This is a genomic window from Photorhabdus laumondii subsp. laumondii (assembly GCF_003343245.1).
Lineage (GTDB): Bacteria > Pseudomonadota > Gammaproteobacteria > Enterobacterales > Enterobacteriaceae > Photorhabdus > Photorhabdus laumondii.
In genome coordinates this window covers 5,190,480-5,207,824 of sequence record NZ_CP024901.1, presented here as the reverse complement: position 1 = coordinate 5,207,824, position 17,345 = coordinate 5,190,480, and the positions used below count along the sequence as shown (strand labels likewise).

10 protein-coding genes and 1 pseudogene are annotated in these 17,345 nt (G+C 46.9%); all 11 read right to left on the bottom strand.

Going from position 1 to position 17,345, the window contains the following annotated elements; all coding sequences use genetic code 11:
* Positions 1 to 62: 62 nt before the first annotated feature.
* Positions 63 to 317 (bottom strand): annotated as a pseudogene (locus PluTT01m_RS22825) (phage polarity suppression protein); the annotation flags it as partial.
* Between the two features lie 623 nt (positions 318 to 940).
* Positions 941 to 2,362, bottom strand: coding sequence for a DNA-processing protein DprA (locus PluTT01m_RS22815; protein ID WP_011148536.1), 1,422 nt, complete (start codon positions 2,360 to 2,362; stop codon positions 941 to 943).
* Entirely contained in the window at positions 2,359 to 4,461 is a 2,103-nt protein-coding gene (locus tag PluTT01m_RS22810; protein WP_011148535.1) for a RecQ family ATP-dependent DNA helicase, read from the bottom strand. Before PluTT01m_RS22810 ends, PluTT01m_RS22815 begins: the two co-directional genes overlap by 4 nt.
* A gap of 167 nt (positions 4,462 to 4,628) precedes the next feature.
* Positions 4,629 to 7,940, bottom strand: a complete 3,312-nt coding sequence (locus PluTT01m_RS22805; protein ID WP_041380409.1) for a DEAD/DEAH box helicase — start codon at positions 7,938 to 7,940, stop codon at positions 4,629 to 4,631.
* A 528-nt stretch (positions 7,941 to 8,468) separates the two neighbouring features.
* Positions 8,469 to 9,236: a Fe(3+) dicitrate ABC transporter ATP-binding protein FecE gene (fecE, locus tag PluTT01m_RS22800; RefSeq protein WP_011148533.1), complete on the bottom strand. Its 768-nt coding sequence runs from the start codon at positions 9,234 to 9,236 to the stop codon at positions 8,469 to 8,471.
* Positions 9,237 to 10,193, bottom strand: coding sequence for a Fe(3+) dicitrate ABC transporter permease subunit FecD (gene fecD, locus PluTT01m_RS22795; RefSeq protein WP_011148532.1), 957 nt, complete (start codon positions 10,191 to 10,193; stop codon positions 9,237 to 9,239).
* Complete coding sequence (gene fecC, locus PluTT01m_RS22790; RefSeq protein WP_011148531.1) at positions 10,190 to 11,188, bottom strand: iron-dicitrate ABC transporter permease FecC; 999 nt, start codon at positions 11,186 to 11,188, stop codon at positions 10,190 to 10,192. The genes fecD and fecC overlap by 4 nt, the downstream gene beginning before the upstream one ends.
* Positions 11,185 to 12,093, bottom strand: coding sequence for a Fe(3+) dicitrate ABC transporter substrate-binding protein FecB (locus tag PluTT01m_RS22785; RefSeq protein ID WP_011148530.1), 909 nt, complete (start codon positions 12,091 to 12,093; stop codon positions 11,185 to 11,187). The genes fecC and PluTT01m_RS22785 overlap by 4 nt, the downstream gene beginning before the upstream one ends.
* A gap of 59 nt (positions 12,094 to 12,152) precedes the next feature.
* Positions 12,153 to 14,513 (bottom strand): TonB-dependent Fe(3+) dicitrate receptor FecA, encoded by a 2,361-nt coding sequence (gene fecA / locus PluTT01m_RS22780; RefSeq protein ID WP_011148529.1) that lies wholly within the window; start codon positions 14,511 to 14,513, stop codon positions 12,153 to 12,155.
* Positions 14,514 to 14,597: 84 nt separating this feature from the next.
* Positions 14,598 to 15,563 carry a ferric citrate uptake sigma factor regulator FecR gene (gene fecR / locus PluTT01m_RS22775; RefSeq protein ID WP_011148528.1) on the bottom strand — a complete coding sequence of 322 codons (966 nt, stop codon included), beginning with the start codon at positions 15,561 to 15,563 and terminating at the stop codon, positions 14,598 to 14,600.
* Position 15,564: 1 nt separating this feature from the next.
* Positions 15,565 to 16,086 carry a ferric citrate uptake sigma factor FecI gene (fecI, locus tag PluTT01m_RS22770; protein ID WP_011148527.1) on the bottom strand — a complete coding sequence of 174 codons (522 nt, stop codon included), beginning with the start codon at positions 16,084 to 16,086 and terminating at the stop codon, positions 15,565 to 15,567.
* Between the last annotated feature and the right edge of the window lie 1,259 nt (positions 16,087 to 17,345).

Below are 17,345 nucleotides of genomic sequence, written 5' to 3'. Positions count from 1 at the left end.
TAAAGCCATGCACCTTATGCATGCATGGTTTTTTAGGAAAAATAGCGGGATTTTCGGGGATTTTACACAGGCTCCTGCCTGACCAGTTCAGCCTTACGGAGTGCATAAATCAGGTTCTGCACGGGTGTATATTTTTCCTGATTATCTGCCAGCGAAGCCATGTGAGGCCGGAATCCGATGGCTGTTAAAATATCTCTGTCCTGCGCTGAATATTTAATTTCTACACCGGCGGCTAACCACACTGAGAGGGCTTCACGCAGGTATTCAGACGAGTGGTCAAGGGCGCAATTTTTTATCAGCGCTGGCTGGTCACTTAACTCCGTAATTATGCATTTAACAGACATGGAAGCTTGTGCGGCAAAGTCTCGTGAAAAAGAATACAAACTTACTGATGTATAAGGTTTGTCTCTTCTCATCAAACCCAGTTGTTCAAAATGGTGGTATCTGAAATATCGGTTTGCGGGTAGGGAAAGCTAGGGAGCAACACGATAGTATTAAGATAATGATCTGTAATGGCATCAATCTCAGTAAAAAAAGGAGGTAGAAAAACAAGAAAATGTCAGGCTGGGGCTGAATTATTAGCCCCTTAATAACCTCAAGTATTATTTGATATTGGCAAAGGTGCACAGCAATTTAGCTGCACACTAATACAGTGCCAGGCGCAACGCCTCTTTCTCCGCTAGCTATAAAGCACTAAGTCAAAGCTCGGTTTGTACTGGTTAATAACCAGAGGATCGCAATTTTAGCTATTTGACATATAGTGAAGTTATCAGGTCAGCGTTTCTGAACCTACCCTTAAGCTTAGCGTGAATCATATTCCTTATCTAACCGTTCATACATGCTCATAGCAGATTCCATCCAACTGTAATCTATTCAGCAAGTAAACCGCCGTTACCTCTTGAACATTGGTTTTTTCTGTTATAGTCACAACAACAATCATTTAAACAACTTTTTGATTTTTCTTTTCTATTTGATAACGAACAGGACGACCGAGTTTTTTCACTTGTCCCTCATCAATAGCTCGTTTTAACCATTCCTTCAATTGAGATTTATGCAGACCAGTGTTCTCGATAAGGGTATCAAGTGTAATAGGGCTTACTGTCAATCGATGGAGCTCAGTAATAAACAATTGATAAAAATCCACAGCCTGCATTACAGTTTTTTCTGCTTCTGCTTCTGCTTCTGCTTCTGCTTCTGCTTCTGCTTCTGCTTCTGCTTCTGCTTCTGCTTCTGCTGCTGCTGCTGCTGCTTCTGCTTCTGCTTCGTGATCGATTGAACCCTGGATTTCATCTTGTTCGATTGAGTGAGCAACAATTATTCGATTTTCCGCTACCTCTAGATCAAATTCCGATGCAGGTTTCGCAAATAATTCTGACTGTGCTGGCATGAAAAATAGATCAACCTGTTCAGCTTCTTTCTGCGAAGCAGTAGAGTTTTCTACGGAGAACAAATCAGAAACCTTAAGGTTGTGAACATCTGCCTCACACCAATGCCCTCCCTTCGCAACTAAATCAGTATTTGCCGCGCTACTGTCATTCGTTGGTTTTACCCATAATGGCACCCAACACTTTTTCAGGTTTTCTTCTGCCCCGCTTAGTGTGCCGCCTTTTTTCCCCGAGTGAATTACCAGCGAGCTGTCTGCCAAGCAATAGATATATTTGTTTCGGGCCATAGCGTTTCCAGTGCTGAAGCCAGCCTCGGGGTAAAAGGGCGAAATCAGCATTACACTGCCATTCATCAAACCCTTGCGCCATTTTGCGCTGGTAGCGGCTTTCAATAGGCTATCTGCCAGTACCCCAATAACGTTGCCGCCACCAAGCATTGCTCCCACCATAGCCGTCTCATCCACACCACGGGCACCACCGGATACAATCGCAATGCCCTCTGATGCCGCTCTTGAACCGACCAGCTCGGTATAAGACAAGTCCGCATTGTTGGCCTCACGTGAGCCAATAACCGCTAAACCACCAACATTCAGTAAAGCTTTATTACCGCAACCAAATAGCACAGGCGGAGAGTCGGTTTTCAATTGCTGTTTTAAGCGCTTGGGATATTCAGGATCAGAGCGGGTAACTACCCAAAGACCTGCTCGATGCCATTTTTCAACGGCTAACGCCAGGCTGTGGCCACGATTCAGTAACTGTATAATGCGTTCTGTGCTGATGCGGGAATCCTGCCAGGTGCTTAATATTGATTTAGGCTCAGATACCAACAAATCTGCTGGTGTTGTGGATTTTTCTTTCAGCCATAACGCAAACCTACCCCATTCAGCATTAGTGAGGGGTTTGACATCATCACTGCTCGCCTTGGAAAAATAACTAGTGAGCAATAATGTGGCTTGTGCTGTTGGCGATAAATTCATGAGTCTTTCACCGAAGAAGAGGCAAGTGCTGCGGGATATACAATACCACTACCCGCTTGCTGTAACAAAGCTGCAATAACGGTAAGAGTCCAACCAGAGTCAACGATGTCGTCGATAAGGAGTACTGGTTGATTTTGTATAATTTGTGTTATCTCAAAAACACCGTCAAGGTTGTGGCATTGATGAAAACTATTTTGTTGTTCCTTTTGGGGCTGGTTATCTTGAACTTTTGCTACCGCATCAACAAATGTCAGGTTCAATCTTTGTGCTAAACGACATGCAAATGCAGGGACTAAATTCGGGTGTCTTAAGGAAGGAACACAACACACCCAAGTTGGACTAGGATTAGGCTGCCAACGCTGTGAGATCATTTCAGCCATAGCATCAACTAGTTCATCAGAAAAATAACCCGAATGTTTATTTTCAATAACAGTCTTTCCCCAACCAGCATCTCCCCATCGAGAGAGAACCCTACCTGGCTGAGCAACTAAGCAACCTAACTGCCGTGGAAAACAATATGTAGGAAAGGCTCGATTAGAAGTTGCTACCTGTTTTCTTGGCTGGATAATCATTTCGGCATGTTTAAGAAAAGTGCCTGCCTGATGAACTAACACTGGATTAATAGCCTGATTAACAACAGGCTGGCCGATGCATGACGAGCATTTGCCACAAGGTGTAGGGTCGTGATCATCCAGTACACGGCGCAAGAAAGTCATCTTACATCTGGTATCTGACAGATAAGCCTGTACTTCAGCCCACTCTTGCTTACGCTGGTTGGTGAGGTGAGCGATACGGGTGCGATCCATAGCATAAGGCACGGGTATTCTGCGCCATAAGTTTCCGACTTTAATCACAGGAGCGGTGTTCTCTGTACTTAGCAGTTTTAATACCTTTTCAATCTGGCCATAGCGTAGGTTGGTTTGCTCTTCAATGCTACGAAGCGATAAACCATCACTATTATCTAGTACTTGCAAAATTTCGTTTACCTGAGTTTCTGATGGGAATGCCGAATTCCTGAAAAACTTATGAATATCTTGATCTTCTATACCAGATATCAACACACCAATAGCGTTGTCGATACCACGCCCTGCGCGGCCAACCTGCTGGTAGTAAGCCACGATAGAACCTGGTGCTTGATAGTGAATCACAAAGCTTAAGTCCGGCTTGTCGTACCCCATACCCAATGCAGTAGTTGCCACCAGCACCTTAAGTTGATTGGTTAGCAATAACTCTTCAAGATATTGTCGGTAATCGTTACTGTTTTCAAAACCATCAGCCTCAATACTGCTATGGTAGGCTCTGGCATTTATGCCATTGACGTTCAACCAATTTGCTACCTGTTCGGCATCACGCACTGTTAAGGTGTACACAATGCCAGTACCATGCAATGTGGGAATCACTTGCGCCAACCAAGCTAGGCGAGAGGATTGATCAGGCAGCACCATAGTTTGTAGCGAGAGGCTTTCACGGATCAGTGGACCACGCTGGATCTGGATATTACCCAGTTGTGTTTGGATATCAGCCACCACGCGGTTATTGGCAGTGGCCGTTGTGCCTAATACCGGTGTATTAGGTGGCAACTGGCGCAAAATATTGACTATACGCCGATAGTCTGGGCGGAAGTCATGGCCCCAGTCGGAGATGCAGTGGGCTTCGTCGATCACCATCAGAGCAATACGGTCAGCGATAGGATGAAGCACGGTTTCAATGAAGTTATCATTGGCGAGCCGCTCAGGAGAAATCAGCAGGCAATCTATTTGATTATTTATAATCCTTTGTGTCACCGTCTGCCAGTCCGCTGTATTGGTGGAATTCATAGTCTCGGCTATGATGCGCAGGCGCTGGGCGGACTCAATCTGGTTACGCATCAGAGCCAGCAAAGGAGAAACAATAATCGTCGGCCCCATGCCGCGATCACGGAAAATTTTGGTGCTGATAAAGTAAACTGAGCTTTTACCCCAGCCAGTACGCTGTACTACCAACAGTTTCTGCCGTTGGTTAACTAAAGCATCAATAGCTTCCCACTGACCATCGTGAAACTCAGCATTTGGATTGGCTAGTGCAGTTTGTAGTAGTTGTTGGGCCTGAGCTCGATTCATTATCACTCCTTGTTTATACAATTAGCTCACCATTCATTAGCTTAGATAACCCTAATCACCTTCAGGTTCATGTTACGAATAATGCAATTTGTGAGGCAGTATTACCTAACGGTATAAGGACTGTTTACTCATTTCGTTATTCGTTTTTTGATCATTCCACCTTGGAGTTATTGTAAATGATGATATGTCCCCACTGGCAACTCCTTGGCTACATCACGAAACCAAGGCAAACCATGCCATACCGCTGGATCGCCAATTATGAAAATGTGTTTTTTTGCTCGGGTGAGCGCAACGTTTAACAGATTAGGCTTGCTGGCAGCCCATTTTGCGCCACCATCATTATTTTCGTCGCAGCCTAGGACAAAAATGACAATATCGTTTTCTTTGCCCTGAAAAGTATGCACTGTACCAATACAATTTTTTTGCCATACGTTGAGTTCTTTTCGTGTCATCAATGGCATAGATTGCCGCCAGGTAGCCAGATCACGCTTTCCTAATAATTCACACAGTGCTGACTTAACTGCTTTGAACGGTGTAATAACATAAATCGAATGAAGAGAAACATTTGCAACAAGCAGTTGGTCCAATAACTTGAGCAAATCTTTACCGTGGCTGTCACGATATTGTTTTTCACCTGTCCCTCCAACCGATGCCAGCCAATGGTTTTCCAGAATGTTGTTCACAGGTTGGCAGCGAATCTTGTCAGCATCAAGCCCATGAATCATGCGGCCATTGTAGGCCATCTTATTAGCCAAACTGAACATTGGTTCAATACAACGACGGTGTACCCACAATGGAATACCTAGCCAGATCAGGTTGTTCATGACTTCTAATTCACATCCCCAATGATTGACGCGATCAGCAACCTGCTGCACTGAAAGTAATCCCGGATTCCAGTCTTTAGCCTTTTCATTCAGAGCATCTAGGCAAAGACGTTCAACCAACGGCGGAGGGGTCGTAAATACCGGTTCAATCTGCAAAGGGTCTCCAACAACCAGTACCCGTTTTGCACGCCAGAGTCCCCCGACAGCTTGTTGTGGAGGTGCTTGGCCGGCTTCATCGATCATTAACCAGCCAAGTTCTTCGCTTTCCACTCCGTGGAACATGCGCCCTATAGATGCGAAAGTTGTGGATAATACGGGCACAAACATAAACAGCGTTTGCCACCAGCGTATAGGCGTGATTTTGGAATGAGGTTGTGCTAAAAAAGCCGCGAGATTAAATATTATGAAGTCTCTAAAACGAGGTACTCCTAGTGCTTCATAAAGCCAAGCCTGATGAAGTTCCATCGCTGTGATAAATAATGCGGAACGTTGACGATTTATCTGTGCGTTCTGCCAAAGGGCCGTTCGTTGTAATGTTGCATCAGTGATAGGTTGGTTGATATCTGGCAATGTGATATCGGAAAACTGCTGCTTCAAAGTTTGTAGAGAACGATGGTCATTCACCCGCTGTTGGATAATTTTTTCGATATCCTGTTGTAAGATTCGCTTTTTTTCAGCTATGCCGTTAACTGACTTGCGTTGTTCCGCAATGCGCTGGGCTTGTTCGGTTTGCAACCCCATCAGTCTTAATACTTCGTGTTGTGCACACCGCAACGTTTCTTTATATGCATGCACTCGCTTGCGATTCATCAGACGCATTAGCCATCCTGGTGCATCACTTTCGATAATTTTTTGTTGCTGTTCTGCATGCTGGAGCTGTTTTTCTAATACATCCTGTTTTGTTTCCACCTGTTCCAGCCTGTTAAGCTGTGTTGCGTACAGTTCTTCTGTTTGCTTCAACTTTAGTGATAACGTGTCGAGTGAATCGTTATGCTGTTTTTCTATCAGATACACAAGCATTTCTAATTGCTGTTGAAGTTTTTTTGTTTTTTCCAGACATACGAGGAAACGTTTTTTAGCGGTGGCGAAAGAGATGGGGTTGTGATAGTGCCTCCAGCGCCAAAGACTGAGAAAGTTCTCTTCAGCGGGACGAGAGGCTTCAGTTGGGGTGTCGCGTAAAAAATGTTCATCAAAAAATAAGCGATCAGAAAATTTAGTCCGGTTTGGTTTGTTGCCCAAAGCAGCGGAAATGATCCCCCAGCATTGTTTCTCTTCCTTCAATGGACGATAGAGGTGATAGGTTCTAACTTTTCCCTGACTATTTTTACTTTTTTTATGTTCGCGCTTCGGGCGGTTCTCGGCAGCTATCTGGTTTGCGGTTGGTGCTAAATAGTCAAGCGATTGGAATTCTTCAGCCAATGATTTCTTTTGCGGCAATTCTTTTGATATGTTTTCTGCTGCGGCGTTGTTGGATGACGCAATGACCATTTCGAAACCAGTGAGCGCATTCACAATAAAACCGGAATTGTCCAGCGTGTCATCAACTTTTTGATAACGCGTAAGTATCTTCGCTCGTTCAACAATGTTATGTGCTATTAGATCGCGCAGAAGCGTTGTTTTTCCAGTTCCCGGAGGGCCGTTGACGGAAAGCAGCCCACCATCAGCGAGCTCTTCTATCGCCGTATTAATAGCAAATTGCTGCATTAGCGACATGGCATGTTTGGGATCGGAAGGCCAGCGTCCATGAGGCATCTTCGCTGGATGGAGTTTACTGATGATGGAGGCAAGCCCGTCTTGTGAATAAAGGTCTGGATTCCTGGGGACACTATGATGAGAAAGATATGCTCTGAGAGCTTTGCATCTATCTCCTCGTTTTAGGGCCGTAATAGCGTATTCAATGTCCTCAAAGAAAAAACTATTTAAAATAGGAAGTGCAAAGGTTTTATCATTAGAGCTGACTTCTTCTTCAATTTCATCGCTATTTTCTTGTGATGCTTCTGTACAGTCGCCATTTCCCTCCATCCAGTCTATTTGTAAAGCATATTGCCATTGGGGTTCAAAATCTGCCCAACTCACCAGATGTGTCGTCAACAGTGTTAAAATATCATTTGCTTTTAAAATACCGGGGCCATTTTCTCGTATTGGCTTCAGAGAGACGCTAAAGTTGCCGAGGGTATTTTTAAGATGCTCGCAACTGGCTGAAAATACCTTCGTATTAAGCTGTTCAAAACGTTCATCACGCAGGTGCCCTAAAGCCCAAGGAAGAGAACTCACTGAAAATTTATCCAGAGCAGGGTTTCCTTCCGTGCCTAATGGAATTTTGGCAAAGCAGGTTGTTCCTTCTTTATCCAGCCGTTGCTCAAATTCTTCTGCATAATACCCTTCATCTGGACCAAACACCGCTTGGCTGATCGCGTTAGCGATAGCTTTATCAAACAAACCGACGTACAAGTTGTATAAGACTTTTTGATCGGGAATATCATGTTGTTGACGGAGTTCTGACGAAAGCCAGGGTAGTGCCTTATCTCCCAGCTGATAGAGTGTTTTAAGCGGAATTAGTAAGCTTTTATCTTTTTTTTCAAGTGTATAAGGTTGGAAGAATTCTATACGTTGCCAGGTACGGAGAATATCATTCGAAAGGGAAATTGCGGCCATCATAGCTCTTTGAATTATCTAATAAATGCCTTGAATGATAAGAGTACAGCAATCAATATGGGTTTTGTAGGCGTTTGGCTTAAGCGTTATGACATACGTCACAGTCTGGTAACAAAGCCCCCCATACTTTATTCATCTTCCTTATCACGAAGCACTATTCGGGAATGCTAGCTACAAGATAGGTTAAGTGTCGTATATTTGCTGTGATGAAGAAATAGCCAGAGGAGAACAGCAAATTAAATGGATAATTTAATAAAATTATTCCCTGATGTTGCGGATGCGAGAGCATCTTCACTTCGATAAAAATGAGCCCCAAAATGAAGCCTAATGTTCGTCAAATCGAGACCGCAAAGCCTAAATAACGTTAACTTTACCTAAGAACAGCAATTATTAGCATCACATAAATTCAAGCTCGGCTTTTTGGGTTGGAAGGTATAAACAATTAATCCCGAAACAACCTTTAACAAAAAGCCGAACATATTAAGCTACACTGGAAAAGAGAACCAACACGTTACATTAGATTCCTGCTTAACACACTACACACATTGGTTTACCTGAAACGGGTTCGGGGTGAATTTCCGCTTCGATGCTGAATACCCGCTGTAATAATTTCGGTGTCATAACTTCCTCGGGTGAGCCTTGGGCGACAACCTGCCCTTGGGAAAGCAGCACCAGGTGGTCACAGTACCGGCTAGCCTGATTGAGGTCATGAAGTACGGTCACGACCGTTTTTCCTTCGTTGTTCAGTTCACGCAGTAGCTTCATCAATTCCACCTGATGGTTGATGTCAAGATATGTAGTGGGTTCGTCGAGCAGTACCACCGGCGTATCTTGGGCCAGAACCATTGCCAGAAAAGCGCGTTGGCGCTGCCCGCCTGAAAGATCGGTAACGCATTTATCGGCAAGATGGCTAATCTGCGTTTTTTCCATTGCTTGTTGTATAAGATGACGATCATGAGGTGCTAAACGCCCCCAAAATGTAAGCCAAGGGCTACGTCCGTATGCAACCAGTTCATGGACGGCGATCCCCTCTGGTGTGAGAGGATGTTGTGGTAAAAGCGCCAGATGTTTGGCGAGCTTGCGTGAGGAAAAGTGCGTTAAAGGTTCACTATCTATTGTTATCTTTCCGGATAATGGCGTTAATAGCCGCGAAAAGCATTTCAGTAATGTTGATTTTCCGCAGCCATTGGGGCCGAGCAGCGCCGTGATTTTTCCGGTCGGGAGGGTGAGCGACAGGTCATTCAGAATGCGTTTCTCCCCATAGCCTGCAGATAACTTTTCCGTAGCCAGTTGCATTTAACGTGTCCTCACTAAAAGCCAGAAGAAATAAGGGGCACCAATGATGGCGGTCAGCACGCCAGCAGGCAGCTCTATCGGTGGCGCTATGGTCCTTGCCAGCAAATCGGCTAGCAGCAGAACTTGTGCACCCATAAGCATGGATGCGGGTATAAGCCAGCGATGCCGTCCTCCCACAAGTCTGCGAACGAGATGGGGTACTACGAGGCTGATAAAGCCAATCGGACCACAAACGGCGACGCCTGTTGCGGCGAGCGCTACTGCCAACATTAATCCCCAGGATTGTACGTGTGGGAGCGAAACGCCCAGTGTGCTGGCGCTGTCATCACCGAGTGCCAGCAAATCTAAATCGCGACAAAAGCGTAGGCTGAGTGGTATCAGTATCATCAATACCGGTAGGGCTATAGCTACAAACTGCCAGTCGCGCCCCCACAGACTGCCTGTCAGCCACAAAAGCGCGTTGTTGATATCTTGTGGGCGTGAGAGCATTAGGTAATCGGTGATGCTTGTCCAGGTAGCTGAAAGTGCCACGCCAACTAATGCAAGGCGCAGTGGAGAAGAGGGGCCGGCGATCGCTCGTAGCAGGATTAGCGCAGCCATTCCACCGCCAAAAGCGAGTAGCGGAAGCCACTGCACTGACAGAGAAGGGAAAAGGATCAGCGCACTTACCGACGCCAGGCTTGCTGCATGATTGACCCCCAGTACATCGGGGGAGGCTAAAGGATTACGAACAATCCCTTGGACCAAGACGCCGGAAAGCGCCAGCGCAGCGCCTACAGCGATGGCGAGTAAAATACGCGGCAAGCGGTACTGCGTTAGCACAAAGTGGTGTTTGTCACCGGGTTGCCAGCCGCTTATTAAAGCGTCCCAGGGAAGTGGTTGCGTGCCCATGCGTAGCGCTAGCACCAGCGTAACTGCCAGCAACACGACTAAAAGTAAGATAACCTGACGATTCATGTTCGCTTCCTTGCTAGCCAGACAAAGCAAGGAGCGCCAATCAGCGCCAGTACCGCACCTGCCGGGAGTTCTCCGGGCCAGGCCAGCGCACGGGCCAGTAAATCCGCAAGTAGCATAAATACCGCTCCCAGCAACATGCACATTGGCAGTGTGCGGCGCAGATCGTAGCCAACCCAGAACCGCGCCAGATGGGGCATTAGCAGACCAATAAACACGATTGGTCCCGCTACACTGACGCAGGCCCCTACCAGAATCAGTACTGCCAGACTGACGAAGATGCGCAGTCGCGTCAGGTTCACGCCAAGCGTATGGGCACTGACATCGCCAGCGTTGAGCAGATTAAGTGATTTCGCCAGCAACAAAACTACAGGTACAGTGACCACCACGAAAGGGAATAGTTGCCAGAATTCAGGCCAGCGGACATGGGAGACTCCCCCCGCCAGCCAGTAAAAAATGCCGTAAGCATGATCTTCGGCAAGCAGTAGCGTAATACGTGTTAGTGCCATACATAAGGCAGATAAGGCAATGCCTGCCAGAATTAGTTGGTTGCGATCGTATTTTTGTTGCCAGCTACCGCTTGCGGCCATCACCATCATCCAGCTAATTCCACCGCCACAGGCCGCCACCAAAGAAATGGAATATCCGGCTAGCGGTGCCGGGCTGAAAGCGCTGACCAACGCCATAGCCAGTGCTGCACCACTGTTAATGCCCAGTAAGGAGGGGGAGGCCAGCGGATTATGAGTGAGCGTCTGGAGGAGTGCACCGGCCAATGCCAGAGCCGCGCCAAGCAGAATAGCAACCAGACTGCGTGGTAGCCGCAGATTGATAACCAGTGCTTCAGGCAATGTCGGTGTATGACCTGGCACCAGTGCCTTGAGTGCGCTGATGGCGGGAATGGGAATAGCGGAATAGCAAAACAGGCTTAGCCAGAATGCACTAAGCAGTGCAACCAACGGCAATCCCCAAAGCCAGACCGGATGATGGCGGCGTCTCATGGTGTTTCATTAACCGGTTGATGGTGGAAGATTTTTACCGCATCGCTGCCAATGCGTTCAGCGGCAAATATCCCGCGCATACGAGCCCAGGTGTTGCTGTCTACCGCTGCTATCTGATGCTTGTGCTGTGCTGTCATCATCTGCCACAGAGTATCCTGCTGCCAGCGTTTCACGATGCTTTCCTGACGATAGTGGGCCACGATAAGCCAGTCAGGATTGAGTGCCAGTAACTGTTCCAGGTTGAGAGAAACCATTGCCGCATGATTAACTGATGCGGGAACTTTTAGCCCTAATGCTGTTAAGACGCTGCCGGTATAGGTATCGCTGGAGTGCAGGTTAAATTGCTGTTCGCGCGAGGTGCCAAAAACCACACTGACGCCTTGTGGCAACTGGCTGGCATAGCCTTTCATGCGTTCACGGTGCTCTGCCAGCCGTTTCTGCATCTCACTCTCTTTCCCCATGACTTTGCCGATGATCGCGGCAGATTGCAGGTTCTCTTCGTAGGTTTCGTTGCGGGATTTTAGCAGCAGGACAGGAGCGATGCCCTTGAGTGCCCGATAAATCCCCGCGTGGCGTTGACTGTCTGCAATGATGAGATCAGGTTTCAGCGCGCTGATGGCTTCAAGGCTTGGTTGGGCGCGAGTGCCGGTTGATTGCCAGGGCTTAATACGCTGGCGAACATCGGTGAGAATGCGCTGCGGATCGTTATCATCGGCAATACCTACCGGACTGATATTGATGGCGGCCAATGCATCGGCAAATGACAATTCCAGCACGACTACGCGCTGGGGAACGGTATTGAGGGTAAAACTGCCCTGCTCATCCTGTACCGTGACCGCAATGGCATGGGGCAGGCTGGTGAAGAAGAGCAAAGCGATAAACGTAACGCGAATCAGTGCAGACATAACTTAACTCCAGAAATAGCAAAGCCGGGCAATGGCCCGGCGAACGGATTAATGTAACATCAGAACTTTAGCGAACTCTGCATATAGAACGTACGTGGCTGCCCGGCGTAGATGCCTTTGTTATTATCATCATAGGAACGGGTGTAATACTCGTGGTCAAAGATGTTTTTCACCCCAAAGGCCACACTCAGATTAGCCATTTGTGGACCGAAGTCATACGCCACGCGCGTATCCCACAGCATAAAGCCCGGAATGCGGCCGGTGCTGCCATTGGCGCTTTCCTGCACGGTATTCGCGTTATCCGCAAATTGGCTGGATTGGGATGCGCTATTGAGGTTGAAGGTCCAGTTACCCGGTTTGTAATCTATGCCAAATGCCCCTTTATGTTTCGGTGAGAACGGCACTTGATTCCCGTAGGTGTTGCCCTCTTCACGAATTTCCGCGTTGACATATATGTAGCTGGCGTAAACCGAAACGTTATTCAGTTTGGGAGTAAGTTCGGAAAGATCGTAACGTGCCTGAGTTTCCAGCCCAGTGTGTCGGGTTTTTCCACGTGCCGTAACCGTATCATTAGTCTGGTTGGAGTCGTATTGATTGTTGAAATTAATCAGGAACAGCCCCATTTCCGCTGCCAATGCGCCGTCGTCGTAGCGAGTTCCGACTTCCCAGGTTCGCGCCTTTTCAGGTTCTACATTGCCGCTTTTCACCGCTTTGCCAATTTGGCTGTACTGTACGGTACCGAACGAGCCTTCCGTATTGGCGTAAAGATTCCAGCTATCAGTAAGGTGATAAAGCACATTGAGTGCGGGCAACGGCGCATCATAACTGACTTCTTGGCGGGTACCTTTTACATTGTTGTTTTGGAAGGATTTGATATGTTCGAATCGTATCCCCGGCGTGATGGTCCAGTTGCCGATATCAATGCGGTCATCAATATACCAAGCATGTGCCTCGGTGCCGGAGCGGGTATTACGGTCATAAGGGCTTGACGTGCTGGGTAATTCGCCGCTGCTGGTGGCGGTGTAGTAACGCATTTCGTGACTGGATTCATTCACATAACGGTAGCCGATCCCTACTTCGTGGGCCGAAGGCCCTAAATTGAAGAGCTGGCTATAGCGTGGTTCGATGCTGCGCACCCAATATTCTCGTGGGGAAAGAGTAATGCGCTTGCCCTGCTCAAGATAACCGCTGCGCAAGGTATGAGTATATAAGCCCTGAATATTGAATTTGTGCTGCTGGTCGGGTTGATACTGATAGCTGAGACTTGCGAGCTGACGGCGGCCCCAGAAGCGGTCATATGGGCGAGTGGATTGCCAGCGATTGGCATCGTAATCGGCGCGTGAAAGGCCCCCGGGCATATCCGCACTGCCATCGTAATATTGCAGTAGACTATTGAAGGTGTGCACTTCATTGGGAGCATAGCGGCTTTTGAGCATCACATCGTCAATGTGTGTGGCGCTATGTTCGCGCCAGTCGCTGCCGCGTGTGCCGGAGTAGAGAAGCGCCGTGCCGAAACCGTTATCTGCTGTACCGCCAATCATGAAATTATGGGTTTCTTTTGGATTATTTTGTGAAGATGTGGGGCTAAGTTGTCCTTCCACACTTGCGTCAATACCAAAATCCTGCGGGATAGCGCGGGTCACGAAATTCACCACACCACCGACGCTTTGTGGCCCGTAGCGCACAGCGCCGCCGCCGCGTACCACATCTACTGCGTCCATGTTGCCGAGAGATACTGGCGCTAACGATAGCTGTGGCTGTCCATAAGGCGCGAAGGGTACCGGAACGCCGTCCATCAAAACCGTAGAACGGCTGGCGAGACGAGGGTTCAGGCCACGGATGCCAAAGTTCATCGCCAGATCGTGGCTGCCGGTACCATTGTTTTCTGGTGCGTTGACGCCGGGAATGCGGTTCAGCACTTCACGCATAGTGGTTGCGCCTGTTTTGGCAAAATCTTCCCGGCGGATAACATCACGTGCGCCTGCATGTTCAAACACGTCAGCTTCACGCGCACTACCTAGCCAGTCGCCTACCACGGTCAGCACATCTTTCTGCGCAACAGGGGCGGGTTTGAGTGTGAACGTGTTATCACCCAATGTCTTCACCTGCAAATCAGTGCCGATCAGCAAGGTGTTCAGTCCATCGGTGATGGAGTAATTGCCGTGTAGACCGCGACTCTGTTTGCCGCGGGTTAAGCTGGCATCTACTGAAAGGGTAATACCGGCGTGGGTGGAGTACTGATTAAGAACTTTATCCAATTCGCCCGCATTAATGTCATAGTGTGTGCTAGCTGGCTCTACCGCAGCATACGTTATCCCTGAGGTTAGGCAAGCCACCGGTAACAGGCTCAAACGAATCGCCATTACCAGCGGTGTTGCTTTGTGAAGCGCGCGCAGTGGCTGTGCACGTAAAGGCATCATAACGTCTCCATAATCATTTTGTTGCTGTATTCACTTATGAAGTCGAACGAGGAAACAAAAAGGACAATTGAAAATGATAATTTTTTACGTTAACGATTTTTCTGCGGGCAGAACATTCACCCAATAACGGGTAATATACTGAATCTTAACGGGAAGTGTTTTCTCTATGACGGTTAATATCGTATCGGTATTTTTTATCGGGAAAGTACCGCTTAACCGTAATGAGGAAACGGCCGGGTCGCAGCGTAATATACCGCTTCGATAGCGAGCGAGGGTTGCTATTACTTCACTCAGAGGCTGATCGCTGAAGCATAGTATGCCTTGCGTCCATACGTTGTCTTCGTCGGTTGCTGCGGTCAGTTCACCAAAATCGGTGGCGCTGAATCTTAGGCTTTCACCTTGACGCACAATACATTTGCGGTCAGCGCTGGTCAGTATCACCTCTACGGCATGTTGCTGCACGCTAAGTAGTGTGGTGTTGGCTTCCTGACGAACCGTAAATTTGGTACCTAGCGCGGTTAGTTGCGCATGACGGGTTTGTACACGCAATAGTTTTGCTTCGGTATCATGCCCGGTAGTGATGGCAATTTCGCCGTACCGGAGATGTACCAGACGTTGTTGAGGAGTAAAATGGACATCGACGGCACTGTCGGTATTGAGTGTAAGCAGTGTGCCATCGCTCAGTCGATGATGCTGAATATCCCCCTTAGTTGTATGATAATCGGCCCGCAGGCCCTCACCCACTTCCGAACACCACAGTTGCCAGCCACCGCCAGCTCCTAGCAGCAACAGTATGCTTTTCATCACTCTGCGTCGTGACAGGTGAGTTTCCTGAAGTGCATGGCTTGCCACATTGCCGGGCACGACCAGCATCTGGTTGCGCAGATTTTCCACTTGCTGCCACGCCCACTGATGATCCTGATGCTGTTCGTACCAGCGCTGCCATTTTTCAGTTTGCAGCGGACTGACCTGATCGCTACTCAGTATTGCATACCAGTGTGATGCTGATTTTAATGCCTGGCGGCGAGAGTGGGTTAACATGGTGTTCATATCAGAGTCCATGTTCCAGGCGAAACAGCAGGCAGTGCTCGGTGGCTTTGGCCATATATTTTTTTACGGAACTGACAGACACATTGAGGCGTGAAGCAATGTCGCTGTAGGTCAGATTTTCAAGCTGGCACAGTAAAAACGCTTGGCGCGTTTTGTTGCTCAGGCCATCGATCATCTGGTCGATTTGCTGGAGTGTTTCAAGTTGACACTGACGGATTTCCGGTGAGGGCATAAACGCCTCGGGCCGTTGCGCCAGCAGTTCCAGATAGGCTTTTTCCAGCGCGTTGCGGCGAAACAGATCAATCATTACCCTTTTGGCGATCGTACAGAGGAAGGATTTTTGGTCGCGAATGGCTTGTAGCGAGTCGCCGGCCATCACACGCAGGAAGGTATCCTGCGCTACGTCATCGGCGTCAAAAGACGATTGCAATTTGCGTGTGAGCCAGTTTTTCAGCCAGCCATGATGCGCGCCGTAAAGCGATTCAAACGTTAGCTCAGCGGAAACAACAATGCGGTCAGACATACCCTATAACATCAAAAGTCAATAATCACGGCATCATCTTAATGTGAGAATAGTTATCATTACAATCACTACGAAGGTTTTTTATTTTATGTTGACGTAACTCAAGTCGGCATAGCCGGGAAACCTATCTTTGTTTCTTTAAGATATTGGCGAAAGCGGTCAATAAAGACTGAGTTATGGCCGGAAAAAACTTGAAATCAGTCATAAAAGAGCGGTAGAGAAAGGTGAAAATCGGCACGACCAACCCAGAAAGTAGATTTATACACTGCGCCAATTAACCTAAAGAACGCTTTTTACTTACTTCGCAGATCCTGATTTACTCAGGCTAGACTATGTGGTTTATCGTTTTTCGTGTTATCTGAAAGCAAAGGGTTACAGAAACTTTCTCTCATTCAAGTAGAAGTAAATATGCTTTATCCTGAACGTGATAAAGAGGCAAGTGTACTATGAGTAAACAGGTAAAAACTTAAATCATCAAAGGTAAAAAGAAGTGATTAAGGATTTTTTAAAGCGGGTAAAAAACTTGACGTTATATTGATATTAAAAGAGAAAACATCGGAGGAAACGGGTTTTAAATTGATTAACCAAAGTGATAAAATAACAGTGTTAACCTAATAATACGATGTTATATCAAAACATTTAACGGGATTAACGGGATTAAAATTTATTAAAGAAATGGGCGTTGATTTTAATACCATTAACATACCTTTTACCCTTTCTGGTTTTAAACCGGGTTAGGAGATGAAAAAACTATTATATTTACATTAAGAGCCTATCTCAATAGACGTAATTGTTGCAGGCAGTTTGAGCACTGCCCAGGTTCAAAATGGCAAATAAAATAGCCCTATTGAGATAGGCAGTAAACTACTCAATAAAAACTATTTTCTAAATGAATTTTTAATTGAAAAGATGAAAAACCTTGTAACGGGAGTTGCTTTATAGGTTTATCATCTCTATTAACATGGTTAACCATTTCTTTTTACCTGCATATTAATTTTTTGGTGATCACACGATCATTTTTATCGGTGATTAATCAGCTAAGAGTTAAAAAAACAGGTGCTCCATTAATGCGAGGTTTTTAAAAGGTGAAGGGGGACTAAAAACGGCCTATTGACTACCATGTTTAATGCATTTATCGGCAATGTTATTCTTCGGTTATTTTGTATTTTACTAACCTGTTATGGCTATTTAAAAACGAAAATGTCGGGGGTTTTTGTTTAAGTGATTGATTTTTTATAAATAAACTTTCATTCATAATA

What these genes read in the sequence shown, in the direction of transcription:
- fecC (WP_011148531.1), bottom strand. Translation starts at nt 11,188, where the DNA reads ATGAGACGCCGCCATCATCCGGTCTGGCTTTGGGGATTGCCGTTGGTT.
- PluTT01m_RS22785 (WP_011148530.1), bottom strand. Translation starts at nt 12,093, where the DNA reads ATGTCTGCACTGATTCGCGTTACGTTTATCGCTTTGCTCTTCTTCACC.
- PluTT01m_RS22815 (WP_011148536.1), bottom strand. Translation starts at nt 2,362, where the DNA reads ATGAATTTATCGCCAACAGCACAAGCCACATTATTGCTCACTAGTTAT.
- fecE (WP_011148533.1), bottom strand. Translation starts at nt 9,236, where the DNA reads ATGCAACTGGCTACGGAAAAGTTATCTGCAGGCTATGGGGAGAAACGC.
- PluTT01m_RS22805 (WP_041380409.1), bottom strand. Translation starts at nt 7,940, where the DNA reads ATGGCCGCAATTTCCCTTTCGAATGATATTCTCCGTACCTGGCAACGT.
- fecR (WP_011148528.1), bottom strand. Translation starts at nt 15,563, where the DNA reads ATGAACACCATGTTAACCCACTCTCGCCGCCAGGCATTAAAATCAGCA.
- PluTT01m_RS22810 (WP_011148535.1), bottom strand. Translation starts at nt 4,461, where the DNA reads ATGAATCGAGCTCAGGCCCAACAACTACTACAAACTGCACTAGCCAAT.
- fecD (WP_011148532.1), bottom strand. Translation starts at nt 10,193, where the DNA reads ATGAATCGTCAGGTTATCTTACTTTTAGTCGTGTTGCTGGCAGTTACG.
- fecI (WP_011148527.1), bottom strand. Translation starts at nt 16,086, where the DNA reads ATGTCTGACCGCATTGTTGTTTCCGCTGAGCTAACGTTTGAATCGCTT.
- fecA (WP_011148529.1), bottom strand. Translation starts at nt 14,513, where the DNA reads ATGATGCCTTTACGTGCACAGCCACTGCGCGCGCTTCACAAAGCAACA.